Source organism: Anaerolineales bacterium, assembly GCA_030583885.1.
Lineage (GTDB): Bacteria > Chloroflexota > Anaerolineae > Anaerolineales > Villigracilaceae > Villigracilis.
In genome coordinates, this window is sequence record CP129480.1 from 893,894 (window position 1) to 911,770 (window position 17,877).

A 17,877-nucleotide genomic window follows, 5' to 3' on the forward strand; every position below is an offset into this window, starting at 1 on the left:
CTCACCCTGCTCAACCAACGGGATTACCGCACAAAATAAATGATCGCTACGATCACACCGATCGTCACCACCGTCCATCTCAGCGTGGATGGTTTGATTTTCCCTGCCAGTTTTCCTCCCAGCCATCCGCCGATCAACGCGCCGATTGCCATCACCAGCGCTGCGGACCAAAGCACCTGCCCGGAGAAGAGGAAATAGATCGCAGCGGCGATGTTGACGGAGAACGCCACCGCCTGCTTGAGCGCATTCAGACGCGTGAGCGTGTCTTCGAGCGTCAAACCCAACGCGGAGAGCACGATGACGCTCAGCCCCGCGCCAAAATATCCACCATAGACCGAAGCCAGCGCGACCGGCAGCCAGGTGATCTTTTCCAACTGCGAGCCTTGTCCTGCCGCCATGCGCCGCGTCAACCAGGCGCGGACGGGGTCCTGGACCGCCAGCAAACCCGAAGCCAGCAAAATGAGATACGGCACCAGATCGCGGAAGAGCTTTTCGCCCGTTTGCAAAAGCAGCCAGCCGCCCAGCAAACCGCCTATGACCCCCGCAGGGACGATCAGCCACAGCCTGCTTTTCTGTCCTTTGAGGTCGTTCCATTGTGCCAGCGTCCCGCCGAAATAGCCGGGGCAGAGCGCGACGGTATTGGTCACATTGGCAGAGACGGCAGGCACACCGAGAAAGGTGAGCATGGGGAAGGTAATGAGCGTCCCGCCGCCTGCCAGGGCGTTGATCCCGCCAGCCAAAAGCGCGGCGATGGAAATGAGGAGGAAATGAAGGGGGGTCAGCATGGAGCGAGTAGCCTTGATTTAGGATGTGGCAAGTATAGCATCGTTGATATTTATTTAGAACATGTTGACTGACCTGACTTTTAGGGGTAAGTAAAGAAATGTGGATGGTAAAGGAATCTATATTACTATTTGATATCATACAACGACCCGGATGGTAAAATCAGAAAAGTATGGTTAGATTTTTGCTGCATTTGTGCGCAAAGAAGGTGATGTATGTTTGATAAAAAGAATCCTTCATGAATTTTAATTTCACAATTTTTTAAAGATGGAAAATCTACCGGATAAAACAGGAATGGCCAAGGCCGGAGTTTTCTCGTTAAAACCTCCGTTGACCAGCCGATTTGTTCCGTTTCAGAAAAACTATTGTCGTCTAAAAATGGGTTGAGTACATATAGAGATACGAGGGTCACAGCATGATTTTTAGGAATATTTATCGTTTTTCCCCAACCGATCCGGCGAATACCCATGCGATGAAAACTATTAGGTATTTTCTCTGGGCGGGTATCATGATGGTTCTCCTGTGGTTTCTGTATTTTTCCTTATCCACGATCGCTATTCCCTATCAAATAGAATACCGGGAGGGTGCATCCCAGGTTATGACGCAGATTTTTCTGGCAGGCGGGAATCCGTTTTCTTTGGAGAATCAGCCGCTGGGAATGAACAACTACGGCATCGGTTATAACCTGGTTGCAATTCCGTTTGCAAAATTGTTTGGCAACACACTTATGGTGTATAGGGGCATAAGCCTCTTTTTTCTTCTCGGTTCCCTGCTTTTTGTTGCAAGGATAATCTTCGCACTCAAGAACGACGTATTGATTTCCGTGTTGGGTGGAGTATTCATCGTCGTTGTCTTGGCTGGCCGTGGTGGTCTTGGAGCCTTCCCCTCTGCAATGGGTGTGTTTCTTTTCCTGGCGGCAGTACTAATTCCATTCAGCTATTCGTTCACTTATCCCAGCCTGATCGCCAGCGCGTTTTTATCGGTGATGGCTTATTACACAAAATCCTATTTTGTTATATGTTTCGGGGTCGTGGCAGTCTACACATTCGCCTTTGTTTCGAAGAAGAAGGGTATCTTATACGGTCTCCTTTTCCTTTTTGTCTTTTGCCTTCTCTTTTTGGGGGTCAGGCAGGGTTTTAAACTATATTTCATTGATACTTTCATTGGCAACCTTTCCAACACGACTAGGTCACAAGATCATTTGCGTGGTCAATTATTTGAACTGGTAATGGAGTTTTATCCCAGCATCCTATTGGGCCTGTCGCTTCTTTTTTTGAGTGCGCGACGATTCTTGAAAAGTAATCCGTTTCGAAAAGGCTTTTTGTCGCGCTCAAATATTTTGCATTTAGACAGCCCCCTCTTCAGTTTGCCAATTAATTATTTTGCCTTTACCTTTATTCTTTGTTTTCTGGCCTTTTTATTTATCCTCGGCCCGCACAAATGGAGTTATATGACGTATGCCTACCAATTGGTGCTGCCCCCGTATGTTTTATGGCTTTTTCAAATGTCGAATTTTAAAAGCAGGTTTTCGATGATCACCATTTGTTTGCTTTTTGGCAACGTTCTAATTTTGGGTAGTCTTTTTCTGAATCCGTTCTTCCTGCGTCAAAGGGACTCGGCGGAGTGGGCAATTCTATATGCCCACATAAGGGGCTCTAACCGTATTGTGAATTCACCAGCAATCGTGTCCATGGTGATTGATGCGGGTATCATGCCCGTCGATTCCGGGCAAACTGAATATTATTACAACATCAAACCCTACCCCGCCAATAAGTTATTCGGCCCTGGTTTCGAAACTGTCAGGCGAAATGGAATAGCATATCAATGGTCAATTCGGAACGCCGTACGACATCATAAATTTGATAAAGTTATCTTAACGCAAGGGCATAGGAACCTGGTGCCTCCAGATATTGTCAACCAATACTATATCAAGGTTGAAACAATAACGCTTGATATGCCTCAAACTCATCAAACATGGGTCATAGAGGTTTGGGAGCCGACGGGTAAATAGCCGGGGCAGAGCGCAACCGTATTGGTGACATTCGCCATCACAGCCGGCACGCCGGGAAAGGTGAGCGTGGGGAAGGTGATGAGCGTCCCGCCGTCTGCCAGGGCATTGATTCCGCCAGCCAGAAGCGCGGCAAGAGCGGCGAGAAGAAGATGTGGGGGGGTGAGCATGAATGGAAATCCTTGATTTGGGATGAAGCAAGTATGGCATTGTTCAATTCTTGACTCTTCCGTGTCCGGCGCGTATAATTCCGCCATTCAGAAGTAGTACGCGTGTGGTTGCCTGATAGAGAAGGAGACGTTGGTTGAGTACGAAGGCATCGAAACCAAAAAGGTGGAAGTCTCCGCGGGAAAACAGCGCCGAAGTCGTCTGATGAAGTTGCCGAAGAAATCCATGTGAAAGTAGAACGGCACGGGGTTGCCCGTTACAGCAAAGACCGATGGTTGTCGGTTACCGAGCGCGCCGCACAAAACGGCGAATTGAGGTGGTACCGCGAAGCATATGCTTCGTCCTCATCATGGACGAGGCGTTTTTATTTAACAATGACATTGCGAGGGCGAAGCCCGAAGCAATCTCAAGATTATTGGGAGATTGCTTCGTCGGGAAGAGCACCCTCCTCGCAATGACATGAGGAGAGCGAATGACAAAAGAATTACCGAAAGCCTACGACTTCAAATCCACCGAAGACCGCATCTACGCGCTGTGGGAGACGGGCGGCTATTTCCAGGCGTGGAACGACCCGAACAAGCCGGGCTTCGACCCGTCCATCAAGCCGTTCGTCATCTCCATCCCGCCGCCAAACGTGACCGGCGAACTGCATCTCGGTCATGCCATGTTTGTCAGCGTCGAAGACCTGATGATCCGCTACCACCGCATGAAGGGCATCCCCACGCTCTGGGTGCCGGGCAGCGACCACGCGGGCATCGCCACGCAGTTGATGGTGGAACAAAACCTCTTGAGAACCGAGGAAGTCACCCGCGAAGAACTCGGACGCGAGGAATTCCTCAAACGCACCTGGGATTGGAAGAAGAAATACGGCAACATCATCACGACCCAAATCCGCAGACTCGGCGCTTCGTGCGATTGGAGCCGCGAACGCTTCACCCTCGACGATGGGCTGAGCCGCGCGGTACGGGAGGCGTTCGTCCACCTCCATGAGAAGGGATTGATCTATCGCGGTCCGCGGCTGATCAACTGGTCGCCGGGACTCAAGACCGCCGTCTCCGACCTTGAAGTGGAATACAGCGAAGAAGAAGCGACGATGTATCACTTCAAGTACATGCTCAAAGACGATGGTAAGGGCGAGTCTCAGACTCACCCCTACATCCCCGTTGCCACCATCCGCCCTGAAACGATCTTGGGTGATACGGCAGTGGCAGTGCATCCAGAGGACGAACGCTACAAGAAATTCATCGGGAAGACCGCCATCGTGCCGATCCTTGGACGCGAGATTCCTGTCATCGCGGATGAATACGTCAGCATGGAGTTCGGCACGGGCGCGTTGAAAATCACACCCGGACACGACCCGAACGACTACGACATCGCCCACCGTCACGGACTGCCGATCATCTCCATGCTGGACAAAGAGGCGAAGGTCAACGAGAACGGTGGAAAATATCAGGGGTTGGACCGCTTCGAAGCGCGGAAACAGCTCTGGGCGGATATGAAAGAGGCGGGTCTTGTCATTCGCGAAGAGAAATACGTCACCACCATCCCGCGTTCCCAGCGCGGCGGCGAGATCGTCGAGCCGATGATCTCCGAGCAGTGGTTTGTGAAAATCCAGCCGCTGGCGGATGCCGCGTTGGTGGCGGTCAAGGACGGGCGCATCAAGATCGTGCCGGAACGGTTCGAAAAGACCTATTACAACTGGCTCGAAAACATCAAGGACTGGTGCATCAGCCGTCAGTTGTGGTGGGGACATCGCATCCCCGTGTGGTATTGCCCCGACGGGCACATGACCTGCACACGCGAAGACCCGACCGAATGCGCCACCTGCGGCTCGAAAGACATTCGCCAGGACGAAGACGTGCTGGATACGTGGTTCTCGTCCGGCTTGTGGCCCTTTTCCACGTTGGGCTGGCCCGAAAAAACGCCCGACCTGAAATATTTCTATCCCACCTCCTACATGGAGACGGGCTACGACATCCTGTTCTTCTGGGTGGCGCGCATGATCATGATGGGGCTCGAGTTCACCGGCGAAGCGCCGTTCCACACTGTGTACCTGCACGGACTGGTGCGCGACGAACACGGACGCAAGATGTCCAAGACGTATGGCAACGTGACGGACCCGCTCACCGTCATGGACCAGTTCGGGACGGACGCGCTTCGCTTCACGCTGTTGGTTGGTTCCACACCCGGAAACGACATGAACCTGTCGGTGAAGAAGGTGGAAGCCAACCGCAACTTCGCGAACAAGTTGTGGAATGCGGGAAGGTTTGTGATTAATACAATTAGTACATTGGAAGATGGTAAATTGGTGGCTGGTGACCAATCTACTAGTCAACCAACTTACACCCTCGCTGATTCATGGATCTGGGCAAAACTCCAGCAACTTGTACGCGATGTGGAGCGCCAGTTCCAGAACTTCCAATACGGGCAGGCTGGACAGCAGATCTACGATTTTATCTGGTCTGACTTTGCGGACTGGTACGTGGAAATTGCGAAAGAACAGATGAAGAACGACGATACCCGCTATTCGACTGTCAAGACGCTGGCGCGCGTGTTCGATATGTCCCTGCGATTGCTGCATCCCTTCACACCATTTGTGACTGAGGAGATCTGGGGGCACCTGCACGGTGCTTTGCGTGAATCATCGTTAAAAGATATTTGCAAAGACTGGCCGGATGCATTGATTGTTGCCCGCTTCCCCGAACCACGCAAGCCCGAAGGCTGGGAAGAACAAAAAATTACTGAATTTTCTTTGCTCCAAGAGTCAATTCGTGCCATTAGAAATTTGCGAGCAGAGAAAAACATTAAGCCATCCAAAAAAATTGGCGCCACATTCGTTACAGGAAGCTATGCAGGTTTATATAATGAATATCTACCAATAATTTCAACGCTGTCTAGCACCGACATCAATGAAACATTTGTCAAAACAGACTATAAGCTTTCGGATGCACTAGCTGCATCAACAGCCTCTTTAGTCGTTGGCTCGACCAATATCTATCTTTCAGGAATCGAAACATCAGAAGAAGATAAATCCCGCCTCGAGAAGGAACTCAAGGAAGCCGGGTCCCACATCGAACGGCTGGAGAAACTCCTCGCCAGCGACTTCGCCAGCAAAGCCCCCGCCGCGCTGGTCCGGAAGGAACGCGACAAGCTGGCAGGCTACAAGGACACTGCCGAGAAGATCAAAGCGCAGTTGAAATAACCTTCATGTCATTGCGAGGAGGGCATAGACTGACGAAGCAATCTCCCCTTCAGCCGGGGGTTGCCTCGTACCTCGCAGTGACATGTTTGTATTAACTTGTTTCCCCGACCCTTATGTTATAGTAAAAACCCATGAGGCTGGAACTCGATTGGCTGTTCGAACTCAAACGCAGGGAGATCGTCTTCCTTGCATTGCTCGTTCTATGCGGCGGGGTGATCGGTTTTCTTTGCGGCAGGGTGTCGCATCAATATCTGGAACTGTTCTTCCCGTTCTCGCAGGCATTGGAATCCGCAGCGTGGGTCATTGGGACTTTGCTGGTCACGTCCATGGTCATCACGCTTGTCAGCGCGTTCCTGCGTCCGCTGAGAGTGATTCTATTCGGGCATGCGCTTGGGGCAATAGCCTTTCTGCTCGTCTGGTGGGGCGGATGGATCGCGTTCGCCGGCGCAATCCTCTACATGGCGGGCATGACTCTCCACGCGTGGATATTGACCGGCGAGTTGGGCAGGCGCTTGGAATTTTCGATGCGTCCGCTCTTATATGAACAGCGCAAGATTTTCATGGTAATGGCGTTGTTGCTGAGCGTCAGTTTTGCCTCGGGGTATCAGTTCGCAGCGCAGGATGAACTGCGCATTCCGGAGAATTTCAAACGGGCGGCGGATGAAATGATGCTCTCAGGTTTGGAGACACAGGTGCACAACCAGCCCGGACTCGATCCACTGGAGCGTGAAATCTTTTTGGAGCAGACGCGCACAAACCTCGATAACACATGGACCGAACTCGAAGCGACCATCCAGCCATATGTACGTTTCGTCCCGCTCGGTCTGACCCTCCCTTTGTATTTGCTGTTGATAGGCTTGCTTGATTCGCTGGGATGGCTTCCCTATCTCCTGCTCTGGCTGGCGTTGCGCCTGCTCACGCGCTTTGGCGTTTTGCGCACCGTCTCCGAAACCAGCGAAAGAAAGATACTCAAGTTGTAAAAATGGTATAATCGCATCAATCAAATATAACCTTCGGGGCAGGGTGCAATTCCCGATCGGTGGTACAGCCCACGAGCCTGTTTGGGTACATCGCTTTCCTCCTTGGGAAAACGGGCATGATCCGGTGTGACTCCGGAGCCGACAGTAATAGTCTGGATAGAAGAAGGTACAAGACGACAGCACACGCGTCGCTGTTTGGATTCACGCCCCGCAAACGTTCGTTGTTTTCGGGATTTTTTGTGGATACAACCGCTCCGCACTCCGCTGGCGCCTGATTCCGCGCCTCGATGGTTAACTCAACCGAGGCGCTTTTTCATGCTCAAACGCATCCTTCCCTTAATGATTTCCATCGGCTTCGCACTGTTTGCATGGCACATGATCGTGCAGGTGAGCGGCTTGCCGCGATTCATCCTGCCCGCCCCTGCGGACGTGTGGTCGCGTTTCCTGCGCGCATTCAACGATGGAAGCCTGCTGTATCACACGCACATCACCCTGCTGGAGATCGTGCTGGGTCTGCTGGCGGGCATTCTCTTTGCCACAGTGGTGGGATATGCGCTGGCAAAATCGCGCACGCTTGAGAAGGTGCTAGCGCCGTATCTCGTTGCCAGTCAGGCAATTCCCATCATAGCGATCGCGCCCCTGCTGGTCATCTGGCTGGGGAGCGGGATCCTCTCGAAGGTGGTCATCTGTGCGTTGATCGTATTCTTTCCCGTGCTGGTGAATACGATTGTCGGCATCCGCGCCGTGCCGGCAGCGTTGTATGACATGATGGCCTCCCTGCGCGCCACCCGCTGGCAGATCCTGTTCAAACTTGAACTGCCTGCCTCCCTGCCAATTTTGTTGGGCGGACTGCGCATCGGTGCAACGCTTTCCGTCATCGGCGCCATCGTAGGGGAGCTGGTGGATGCAAACCGGGGGCTTGGCTTCCTTTTGAAACTCGGCGATTTCCAGTATGACACGTCCATGGTATTCGTGGCGGTCTTCATGCTGATCGCGCTGGCCTTGTCACTGTACGGTGTGGTGACGATGTTGGAAAAAAGATTTTTGAAGTGGCAGAAATAACCATGTCATTGCGAGGAGATTGCTTTACCCCTTCGGGGCTCGCAACGACATAAAATTCAAAGGAGACACTATGTTAAAGAAAATCATTTTACTCACGCTCGGGCTGGGACTCGGCCTGATGGCTTGTGCCAGCCCCGGGCCCCGGAATGAAGCGGATCAAGTCCGCAAGATTCGACTGCCGATGGGCTACATCCCGAACATCCAGTATGCGCCGTTCTACGTCGCGGTAGACAAGGGCTATTTTGCGGAGGAGAATATTGAGATCGAATTCGATTATTCCTTCGAGACCAATGGTGTGGCGCTGGTGGGCGCGGGTGAGATCCCGTTTTCGGTGGCGTCGGGCGAGCAGGTGTTGCTGGCGCGTTCACAGGGACTGCCTGTTGTATATGCATTTGCGTGGTATCAGGAATTCCCGATTTCAGTGATCGCTGCGCCGGAGTTGAATATTAACGAACCCGCCGATCTGCGCGGAAGGACCCTCGGCCTGCCCGGCTTGTTCGGCGCGAATTACATCGGTGCGGAGGCGCTGCTGTTTTCGGGCGGCGTGAATTCGTCGGAGGTGAAATACAATTCGGTTGGTTTTAACCAGGTGGAGTCATTCGCCAGCGGACAGAGCGATATTGTGGTTGTATATGCCGCCAATGAACCGATCGTTCTGCGCTCGCAGGGTTTTGAATTTACCGAACTGCGCGTGGCGGATTACGAGCAGTTGACCGCCAACGGAATCGTCACCAGCGAGATGACAATCGCAAACGACCCTGACCTGATCCGGCGCATGGCGCGTGCATTTGCGCGCGGTATTGCAGATGCAGCGGCTGACCCCGAAGAGGCGTATGACATCAGCCTGAAGTTCGTGGAGAATTTGAAGGATCAGGATAGAAATGTGCAGATGCAGGTATTGCTGGTATCCATCGAGTTTTGGGGAACCGAACGCATCGGCTATTCCGACCCGCAGGCATGGGAGAATATGAACGACCTGCTGGTGAAGATGGGCTTGATCCCCGAACTTGTGGATCTGGGCAAGGCGTTCACGAACGAGTTTGTACCCTAGTAACGGTTCTTAACACAAAGGGACGAAGGAGCACGAAGGAAAACCTTTGACCCTTTGTTCCCTTTGTGGTGAAAGGATTCATGAGTTTCAAACCCGCTCTGACTGTCAAGAATCTCTCCGTGCTGTTTCCCAATGGCGGCAACGGAGCATCCTCCCCAAACGGGGAACTGCACGCGTTGGATGACATCTCTTTCAGCGTTCGTCCGCGTGAGTTTATCTGTTTCCTTGGCCCATCGGGATCAGGCAAGACCACCCTGCTCAAAGTGCTGGCAGGCCTGCTCCAGCCGACGTATGGCAGTATCCATTTTATGCATCACCACCGCCCGAAGATCGGCATGGTGTTTCAGCAAGCCAGTCTCATGCCCTGGCGCTCGGTCATCGACAACATCAAACTACCGCTCGAGTTGGAAGGCAGGCATGCGTCTGAAGCGAAGAGGAATGCGCACGAGATGATCGAACTGGTTGGGCTGCAAGGATTCGAAGACTCGCTCCCGCACGACCTCTCCGGCGGCATGGCGCAGCGCGTGGGGATCGCGCGCGCGCTCATCCATGACCCCGACCTGCTTCTGCTCGATGAACCTTTTGCCTCGCTGGATGCGCTTACCCGCGAACGCATGTGGACCGAACTCTCGCGCATCTGGCAGGCAAAACAGAAGACGGTCATCATGGTGACGCATTCGATCAATGAATCATTGTTCCTTGCAGACCGCGTCCTCGTATTGACCCAGCGCCCCGGTAAAATAAAACTGGACGTGGAAGTTGATCTCCCGCGTCCACGCTTGGACGATATCCGCTATACCGGTCACTTTGGGAAACTTGCAAAAAAACTGCGCGGGGCGATTGAGTAACGAAAAGATCTCGCCGCAAGGAGCACGGAAACCACGGAGGACTCTGAGAAAATCATCTCGGTGTATTCTGTGGTAAAGGGCTTTTACACTTTCGGCAGATTCAGTAGCAGCACTTCTGCCAGCAATCTCGAATTGACGTTGCGGTCCATCTTTTCGAGCGCGGATTCGTGTTCGTTGACCACCTTCCGCGCAGTGGACAGGTCCAGCCGCCCGGCCAGGAACTCGATCTCCATGTTGCGGTCAATATTAATAAGCGGACTGCCTGCGCCCGCCGCGCGCAGCATCACATCCCGCCAGTAGGAGAGCCAGATCATGATGGTCTGGCGCATGGTATCCTTGTCTTTGGAGAGTTTGTCGGCGTAGGAGAATTTTTCCACGCGAGGGGCAGGCAGGAGCGTTTGAAGATCGTCCAGTCTTTCCTCGCGTTTTTCAAGCAGGGTTGCATCGTCAACCAGTTTGCGAGCGTAGCCGGGACGTCCGCCGGAAATATGCGCCAGCAGGCGGGCGCGGTCTGCTTCCATGCCGCGCATCATCAGATCCACCGCGACGGTTTCAGTGGGAAGTGGACGCAGACGCAGGACCTCACACCGCGAAACAATGGTTGGCAGGAGTCCTTCGGGGGTATCGGCGGTCAGCAAAAGGATGGCGTGGGCCGGCGCTTCCTCGAGCGTTTTGAGCAGGGCATTGGATGCATTATCGTTGGCTTCCTGAAAGCGTAAAAAAATAACCACGCGATATTTTGATTGAAAAGGTTTTAGCGACAGGGAACGCTGCACCTCGCGGACCTGATCCACTTTGAGGATGCCGCCTTCCTTTGGGGCGAACTCATTATCCATCGCCTGGATCACGGTCAGGTCGGGATGCTGCATGGACTCGATCTGCTTGCAGGTGCGGCAGGTCAGGCATGGCTCGCCAGCCGTAACGGGATGTTCGCAGTTCAAAGATTGGGCGAGGCGCAAAGCCAGCGTCCGCCGGCCCAGGCCGGGCGGTCCGCAAAAAAGATAGGCATGGCGGATCTCGCCGCGTGCGGCATGCTGGCGGAGCATATCCACTGCCCATTCATGTCCGAGGATGTTCCAGTTGTTGATCATCAGCGCTCAGTATCCAGTCATAAATCGTTGTCACTCCTGCCCGGAGCGCAGTCTCACATACGAATCATATCGTTCCGCATGAATCCTCCCATCCTTCAACGCCGCCAGCACGGCACAGCCGGGCTCGTGCTGATGTGTGCAATCGCTGAACTGGCAGTGCGGAACAAGATCGCGCAGCTCCGGGAAATAGGCATCCATTTCCTCGGGCTGTGTATCCCATAATGCCAGTGACTTCCAGCCCGGTGTATCCGCCACATATCCGCCGCCTTCCAATGGGAACATCTGGCGCGTGACGGTGGTGTGTTTGCCCTTTCCCATGGATTTGCTGATCTCGTTCACCGCCAGCCCAAGCCCCGGTTGAAGCGCGTTCAATAAACTGGATTTCCCCACACCGCTGGGTCCTGCCAGCGCCGAGATCTTATTTTTTAACACAGCGCGCAATTCATCCAGGCCCTGTTCGATTTTTACGGACGTATAGATGACGTGATAGCCAATATCTTCATAGAGACCAAAAAGATCCCTGGCGTTTTGAACAAGGTCGATTTTGTTGGCAACGATGATGACCGCAATTCTTTGTTTTTCGGCAATGACAAGAAAACGATCCAGCATCTTCAACCTTGGATCGGGATTTGCACACGCGAAGACGAAGACCGCCTGATCCGCATTGGCCAGCAGAACCTGTTGATAGATGCCCTGCGGGCGCGGATCCAGCCTGACCAGGGCTTGTTTGCGCTCTTCGATATTTTCCATCACCCCGCTGCCATCTTCCAGAAGCGTGATGCTGACACGGTCTCCCAGTGCAGCAATATCCCCGACGGCTTTTCCCTGTTTGAGCTTCCCGCGCAATTGACAAATAACAACGCCCTCCCCGGTTTCCACCCAAAAGAAACCGGATTGGGCTTTGGTGATCAAACCTTGTTTGGTGGCTGCTTTTGTCAAACGCTCACCTTTTTCTTTCAAGAGACCCTAAAAGTTTCCCTGTTTGGGAAAAGACTGTGTAAGGGCGGCCTTTAGTACCCATATGCAGAGGCATGTTATGGTTGGAATCCGCCGAACGGCGTGGGCGTGGGGAGCGGCTGCCCGATCTGACCGAAATCATAAAACACCCTGCCCGGACTTCCAAAGTAATAGGCCTCCACCATGTAACGGAAGATCGGCACGCCATAATCGGACCCCTGACCGATGTTCTCGACGATCACCGCAATGGCAATATGAGGCTTGCCAGTTCGATCCTCCTCGTTCAAGGTATAGCCGGCAAACCAGGCGTGGGGCAAACCGCTGCCAGATTCGGCGGTACCGGTCTTTCCGGCCGTATCGAACTGGATGCCGCGGATGTTGTTACGCGCCGTACCGAGATTGAAGTTCGTCACCATGAACATGGCTTCCTGCAGGATCTGCAGGTTCTCGTCGCGCAGAGGAAGCGTTCCGGTTGCTTCGGGGCGGAAGGCGAGTTTCGGGTCGCCGTCCACCGGCTGGATCGTCTCGACGATCTGCGGACGGTACAAGGTCCCGCCGTTCGCGATTGCCGCCATAAGCCTTGCCACCTGCAAGGGTGTGACCTGCACGTCGCCCTGCCCAATGGCCTGGTTGACGGCATCCACGGGAGTGGTGGGATCCAGAATCTGTCCGCTGGCTTCGGGGACCTGCTCGATGCCGGTGGGGGAACCGAAGCCAAACGCGCGTGCCATATTGGCAATGTCCGTCTGACGGTCAAAATTATATAGGTCCAGGCCGATGTGCCAGAAATACGGGTTGCACGAACGCATCAAGCCTTCCTGCAGGGTGAGCAGGCCCGAGGGTGTGGTGGTCGAGGTGTTACAGAATTCGCCTCTGGCAAGCGCCTGCTGGCAGTATTCATACGTCCAGTCATACAGGACACGGTCGGGCAGTTCCCTGAATTCGTACTGGCAGTCGTATTGAGTATCTTTCAGATACAAGCCGCTTTCCAATGCGGCCGCAAAGGGGACGATCTTGAAGACCGAGCCGAGCGGATATTGTCCCTGTGTGGCGCGATTAAGCAGGGGATTGTTTGGGTTGTTCAATAAATTGCTCAAGCCGATGTTGTTCGGGTTGGTGGGCTCGAAGTAATTGGTGTCGAAATCCGGGCTGGATGCCATGGCAAGCACACGCCCGGTATCCACTTCAAGGACGACAATGGCGCCGCGGAAGAACTCCAAGGCGGACTGCGCATAGAGCTGCAGGTTGTTATCGATGGTCAGATAGATTGAGTCGGCGGCCTGAGGACTGCTCTGCCCCAGCGTGGCGATGATCTGCCCGTCTGCGGCAACCACGCGCAGCGTGCCGCCATGCTGTCCGGCGAGGTACTCCTCCGCCCAGCTTTCAATACCCTGCTGCCCGACCTTTTCACTTCCGTTGTAGCCGCGGCGGCGGTAGGAATCGTATTGTTCCGGCGAAATGGACAGGGTGAAACCGACCGCCTGGGGTGCTATGCCGGTTTCAAAGTAGTAGCGGGATGAATAACTTTGCACCACCAACCCGCCGGGATTGAGGGAGAGCAGCCGTTGGGCTTCGGCGCGGGTTCCTTCGCACATGGGCAGGTACCAGCCGGGTCCCGAGGCGTCAATTTGATTTTCAATGGCGAGGGGATCGAGTCCGCACAATGCGCCGAGTTCCCCGGTCAGCAGTTCGCGCAGGTCCGGGTCGATCTGCCCCGTCTGGATGCCAAAGGCGAAGGCGTCCGCCTGTGTGACGATGGGTTGACCTTCGCGGTCATAAATGTCGCCGCGCGCGGGGACGCTGTACTCCATGACAAGCTGGTTGCCGCCTGCGAGGTCGGGCAGGATCAAGCCATCGTCCCATTCCACCTTCCAGCTGTTGTTTTCATTGGCAAGGCGCATGACGATCTCGCGCTGGATATCGCCGGCCAAAACGGTTTTGTAGGTGATGCTGTACACAACCTCGGCGTTGACCGGGCTGAGCTGGGAGGAGCGGATCGAATACTCGATTTCCGACAGGCTCATTTCGTTCAAGGCATTGTTCCAGCGTTTGGAGAAATCCTCCAATGTGATCGCAGCGCGGCTGTTCTGCGCCAGCATGTTGTACATGGATTCATAATCGTCCTGCTGCAGCGCATCCAAAAATGCCATTACCGCCGCCTGTGCATCCGGTGCGGGGGTTACGCCCGCTTGTGGTGTGGGCAGCGGCGCGGAAGTGGGACCGCCCAGAATGGGTGGCAGGCTGCTTCCGTTTGAAACACAGGCGGAGAGGAAAACAAGGATGATGACTGTGTAGATCCAGCGTAATGGCTTCATTACGTTTCCTTTCAAGATACCCGTTCGCCGCTCAGGATCGCGGAGGAAACGGGACATTGGTAATTCAATAAAGACTGGCAGGCTGCGGGAACGTCTGCGGTGGGGGCGATGTTAAATTTTTGCAATGCGCGCAGGACATGGCACATCGGCAGTCCCATCACGCTGGCGTAACATCCCTGCATGGATGCGACAGGCAGGAACTCGGAATGCTGAATGGCGTACGCGCCGGCCTTGTCCAGCGGGTCACCTGTTTTGATGTAGGCGCGGATCTCATCATCCGAATAATTCCGCATCGGCACATCCGTCACGGAGAACTCTGTCAGCGTTTTGCCATCCCGCATTCTGTGCAGGGCAAGCCCGGTGTAGACCTGATGCGTGCGTCCGCGCAGCTGCTTCAACATTCCTTCAGCGTCCTGTGCATTAACCGGCTTGCCGAGGATGACATCGCCATCCACCACGGTGGTATCCGAGCCGATGATGACCGCATCCGACTCCGCCTTGTCTTTGATCGCCAGAGCCTTGGCCTGCGCCAGCCGAAGAACATACTCTGCCGGCGTTTCGTTTGCAAGCGGCGTTTCGTCCACATCTGCACCGATGACGTTGAACTCCCAATTCCCCAGCGCAAACAGTTGACGCCTGCGCGGTGAATTGGACGCCAGTATCAGTTTTTTATTCACGCGCAGGATTCTATCACAGAGTAATTTACGACCTTAAGTGAGGACAAGAGCGGTTGATAAAATTTTCCCTCTGGCATCATCCTTCATAGGGTTGTAAAATCCCGTTAAATCTGTCTGGACAAACGGAGGCGAAATGAACGAATTGCAGGAGCGTATTTTGAAGGAGGGGCAGGTGCTCGGCGGCGGGATTTTGAAAGTGGACAGCTTTGTCAATCATCAGGTGGACCCAAACCTCATGGACGTCTGCGGACGGGAATTTGCCAGACGCTTCGCAAATGTCGGCGCGACCAAGATCCTGACCGCTGAGATCTCCGGCATCGCGCCCGCACTGACTACTGCCCTTCATATGAGACTGCCCGTCGTCTATGCCCGCAAGACCAAACCCATCACCATGCCGGACCAGGTCTATCTCACCCTTGCGCCCTCACACACGAAGGGGCGCATGGTCGAACTCATTGTCTCGCCTGAATATCTGGCGGACGACGAAAAAGTCCTCATCATTGATGACTTCCTCGCCAGCGGGCAGACCATCCTCGGTCTCGCGCGTCTCGCGGAAGCCTCCGGCTCCAAGATCGTCGGCATTGGCGCGCTCATCGAGAAGATCTTCGAAGGCGGACGCGATGTGCTTTCTTCCCTGGGCGTACCGATCGAATCCATTGCCTGCATCAAATCACTGGATGATGGGAAGATCACCTTCGTTGATTAAGAAACTTCTCTGGATCCTCTCTCCCTTCATTGGCTGGATTCTCGTCTACATGAATTTCCTCATCCCGGTCACACGCCTCCGTGAGACCCCGAACCTGGTCGCTTTCCGTCATCCTTCCCCGGGCTACAAGTTTCACGTGCTCATCGTCCCGAAGCGAAAGGTGAAGACCCTTGCAGAACTTGACCCCCAGGATACCGCCTTCCTCACGGACCTGTACTCCACCGCCCAAAGCCTCGTGAACGAATTCGACCTCAAGGCCTATCGACTCATCGTCAACGGCGGGGGGTATCAGGATTTCCCGCATTTGCATTTTCATCTTATTTCAAACACGTAGGGACACAGCGCCGCTGTGCCCCTACAGGATTAAATTATGAATTCCATCGCCATTCTCGATTTCGGTTCCCAATACGCCCAGATCATCGCCCGCCGCGTGCGCGAAGCGCAGGTCTATTGCGAATTATTCCCATGGGACGCAGCGCAGGAAAAGATCCTTTCGATCCAGCCGAAGGGATTTATTTTGTCCGGTGGACCCAAATCCGTCTACGAAGAGAACGCCCCCTTCATTCAAGATTTCATCCTCGAAAGCGGACTTCCCATCCTTGGTATTTGCTACGGCATGCAAGCCCTGACCCACGCCCTCGGCGGCAAAGTAGACCCGTCCGCACAGCGCGAATATGGACATGCTGAAATTCAATCTCTGATCTCCAATCCTCTAACCTCCAACCTCTCCACCGTCTGGATGTCCCACGGCGACAAAGTTACCCAACTTCCCGAAGGCTTTGAACCCTTGGCAAAATCGGGCAACAGTCCCTACGCGGCAATGGGTGATCTCAAACGAAAATACTTCGGCGTGCAATTTCATCCCGAAGTGCATCACACTCCGAACGGAAGTGAATTGCTCAAGCATTTTGCGATTGATATTTGCGGCGCAAAACCAGACTGGACCGCCGCCTCCATCATCGGTGACAGCGTCAAACGGATTTGCGGGCAGGTGGGGAGCGAACGCGTCCTCGCGGCAGTTTCGGGCGGCGTGGATTCTTCCGTGGCGGCGGCGCTCGTTCACAAAGCCATCGGTGACCAGCTCGTCTGCGTATTTGTGGATACGGGCCTGCTTCGAGCCGATGAGGGGGCGCAGGTCGCTTCCGCCTTTCGGGGTGGGTTGCATGCGGAACTCATCACCGTGGAAGCCAGCGACGAATTCATCGGTGCGTTGAAGGGTGAGACGGACCCGGAAAAGAAACGCAGGATTGTCGGCGAGAAATTCATCCGTATCTTCGAGCGCGAGGCGAAGAACCTCGGTCAGCCAAAGTTTTTGGTGCAGGGGACGATCTATCCCGATGTGGTCGAATCCTCTGCGTCCGATAGAAACAAAGCCGAAAAGATCAAGACCCATCACAACGTGGGCGGACTTCCCGAAGACATGGAATTTGAACTCGTCGAACCGCTGAGATATTTATTTAAGGATGAAGTCCGTTTGGTGGGGGAGGCGCTTGGACTGAGCGAAAGCCTCGTTTGGCGGCAGCCATTCCCGGGTCCGGGCTTGACCGTACGCTGTCTCGGGGAGTGCACGCCACAGCGTGTATCCCGCCTGCGGGCGGCGGACAGGATCCTCTTGGAGGAATTATCCAATGCAGGGCTTTTAGGGAAAGGTGCGCAGACTTCACAGGCATTTGTGGTTTTGCTGCCTGTTCGTTCTGTTGGCGTGATGGGCGACCAGCGCACCTATCAGGAGGCGGCCGCGATCCGCGCGGTGACCACGGATGATTTCATGACCGCCGATTGGGCACGCCTGCCGCAGGATTTGCTGGCGAAGGTTTCGAATCGTATAGTCAATGAAGTGGAGGGAATCAACCGCGTGGTGTATGATATTACGAGCAAGCCGCCTGCGACCATTGAATGGGAATGAGCGACTTTGCCGTTTCTCTCTCGTACATAACACTGTACGTCGAGGTTTGCCCGTGACAGGGCCAGCCATCATCTACGGTCGGCGGTCAGAATAAAAAATGAACGCTTGTACGGTGGAGAAATT

15 protein-coding genes and 1 riboswitch are annotated in these 17,877 nt (G+C 54.2%); of the genes, 9 read left to right on the forward strand and 6 right to left on the reverse strand.

All coding sequences use genetic code 11. The features are described 5' to 3' along the window. Positions 1-23: 23 nt before the first annotated feature. Positions 24-785: a sulfite exporter TauE/SafE family protein gene (locus QY332_04560; GenBank protein ID WKZ37198.1), complete on the reverse strand. Its 762-nt coding sequence runs from the start codon at positions 783-785 to the stop codon at positions 24-26. A 413-nt stretch (positions 786-1,198) separates the two neighbouring features. Between QY332_04560 and QY332_04565 the strand changes: the two genes are divergently transcribed. Then, entirely contained in the window at positions 1,199-2,794 is a 1,596-nt protein-coding gene (locus tag QY332_04565; protein ID WKZ37199.1) for a hypothetical protein, read from the forward strand. On the opposite strand, the gene QY332_04570 is transcribed toward QY332_04565, so the two are convergent. Next, positions 2,752-2,961: a hypothetical protein gene (locus QY332_04570; protein WKZ37200.1), complete on the reverse strand. Its 210-nt coding sequence runs from the start codon at positions 2,959-2,961 to the stop codon at positions 2,752-2,754. The two genes, QY332_04565 and QY332_04570, sit on opposite strands and share 43 nt — an antisense overlap. Positions 2,962-3,431: 470 nt before the next feature. On the opposite strand from QY332_04570, the gene QY332_04575 reads away from it, so the two are divergent. The 5 genes from QY332_04575 (at position 3,432) to QY332_04595 (ending at position 10,102) form a co-directional block, all read left to right on the forward strand. Next, a complete protein-coding gene (locus QY332_04575; GenBank protein ID WKZ37201.1) occupies positions 3,432-6,161 on the forward strand; it encodes a valine--tRNA ligase in 2,730 nt (909 codons plus the stop codon). 131 nt (positions 6,162-6,292) lie between these two features. After that, on the forward strand, positions 6,293-7,141 hold the full coding sequence (locus QY332_04580) for a hypothetical protein (protein ID WKZ37202.1): 849 nt from the start codon (positions 6,293-6,295) through the stop codon (positions 7,139-7,141). Positions 7,142-7,166: 25 nt separating this feature from the next. Continuing rightward, positions 7,167-7,313: riboswitch (FMN riboswitch) on the forward strand. A 143-nt stretch (positions 7,314-7,456) separates the two neighbouring features. Next, on the forward strand, positions 7,457-8,203 hold the full coding sequence (locus tag QY332_04585; GenBank protein WKZ37203.1) for an ABC transporter permease: 747 nt from the start codon (positions 7,457-7,459) through the stop codon (positions 8,201-8,203). A 70-nt stretch (positions 8,204-8,273) separates the two neighbouring features. Further along, positions 8,274-9,254 (forward strand): ABC transporter substrate-binding protein, encoded by a 981-nt coding sequence (locus QY332_04590; protein ID WKZ37204.1) that lies wholly within the window; start codon positions 8,274-8,276, stop codon positions 9,252-9,254. Positions 9,255-9,334: 80 nt separating this feature from the next. Further along, positions 9,335-10,102 (forward strand): ABC transporter ATP-binding protein, encoded by a 768-nt coding sequence (locus QY332_04595; GenBank protein WKZ37205.1) that lies wholly within the window; start codon positions 9,335-9,337, stop codon positions 10,100-10,102. Positions 10,103-10,185: 83 nt separating this feature from the next. Here QY332_04595 and holB read toward each other — a convergent pair whose 3' ends face one another. The 4 genes from holB to QY332_04615 all read right to left on the reverse strand — a co-directional run bounded on the left by holB (position 10,186) and on the right by QY332_04615 (position 15,142). Continuing rightward, positions 10,186-11,193 (reverse strand): DNA polymerase III subunit delta', encoded by a 1,008-nt coding sequence (gene holB / locus QY332_04600; GenBank protein WKZ37206.1) that lies wholly within the window; start codon positions 11,191-11,193, stop codon positions 10,186-10,188. 30 nt (positions 11,194-11,223) lie between these two features. Then, positions 11,224-12,132, reverse strand: a complete 909-nt coding sequence (gene rsgA, locus QY332_04605) for a ribosome small subunit-dependent GTPase A (GenBank protein ID WKZ37207.1) — start codon at positions 12,130-12,132, stop codon at positions 11,224-11,226. A 95-nt stretch (positions 12,133-12,227) separates the two neighbouring features. Further along, the gene (locus tag QY332_04610) at positions 12,228-14,465 is read right to left on the reverse strand and encodes a penicillin-binding transpeptidase domain-containing protein (protein ID WKZ37208.1); all 2,238 of its coding nucleotides are present in this window, start codon (positions 14,463-14,465) and stop codon (positions 12,228-12,230) included. Positions 14,466-14,476: 11 nt separating this feature from the next. Next, positions 14,477-15,142, reverse strand: coding sequence for a Maf family protein (locus tag QY332_04615; GenBank protein WKZ37209.1), 666 nt, complete (start codon positions 15,140-15,142; stop codon positions 14,477-14,479). 133 nt (positions 15,143-15,275) lie between these two features. Here QY332_04615 and xpt point away from each other — a divergent pair, with 133 nt between their 5' ends. The 3 genes from xpt to guaA are packed head-to-tail and all read left to right on the forward strand — an operon-like array spanning position 15,276 to position 17,754. Further along, a complete protein-coding gene (xpt, locus tag QY332_04620; GenBank protein ID WKZ37210.1) occupies positions 15,276-15,848 on the forward strand; it encodes a xanthine phosphoribosyltransferase in 573 nt (190 codons plus the stop codon). After that, complete coding sequence (locus tag QY332_04625; protein ID WKZ37211.1) at positions 15,841-16,182, forward strand: HIT domain-containing protein; 342 nt, start codon at positions 15,841-15,843, stop codon at positions 16,180-16,182. Before xpt ends, QY332_04625 begins: the two co-directional genes overlap by 8 nt. 36 nt (positions 16,183-16,218) lie before the next feature. Continuing rightward, the gene (guaA, locus tag QY332_04630; GenBank protein WKZ37212.1) at positions 16,219-17,754 is read left to right on the forward strand and encodes a glutamine-hydrolyzing GMP synthase; all 1,536 of its coding nucleotides are present in this window, start codon (positions 16,219-16,221) and stop codon (positions 17,752-17,754) included. The last annotated feature ends 123 nt before the right edge of the window (positions 17,755-17,877 follow it).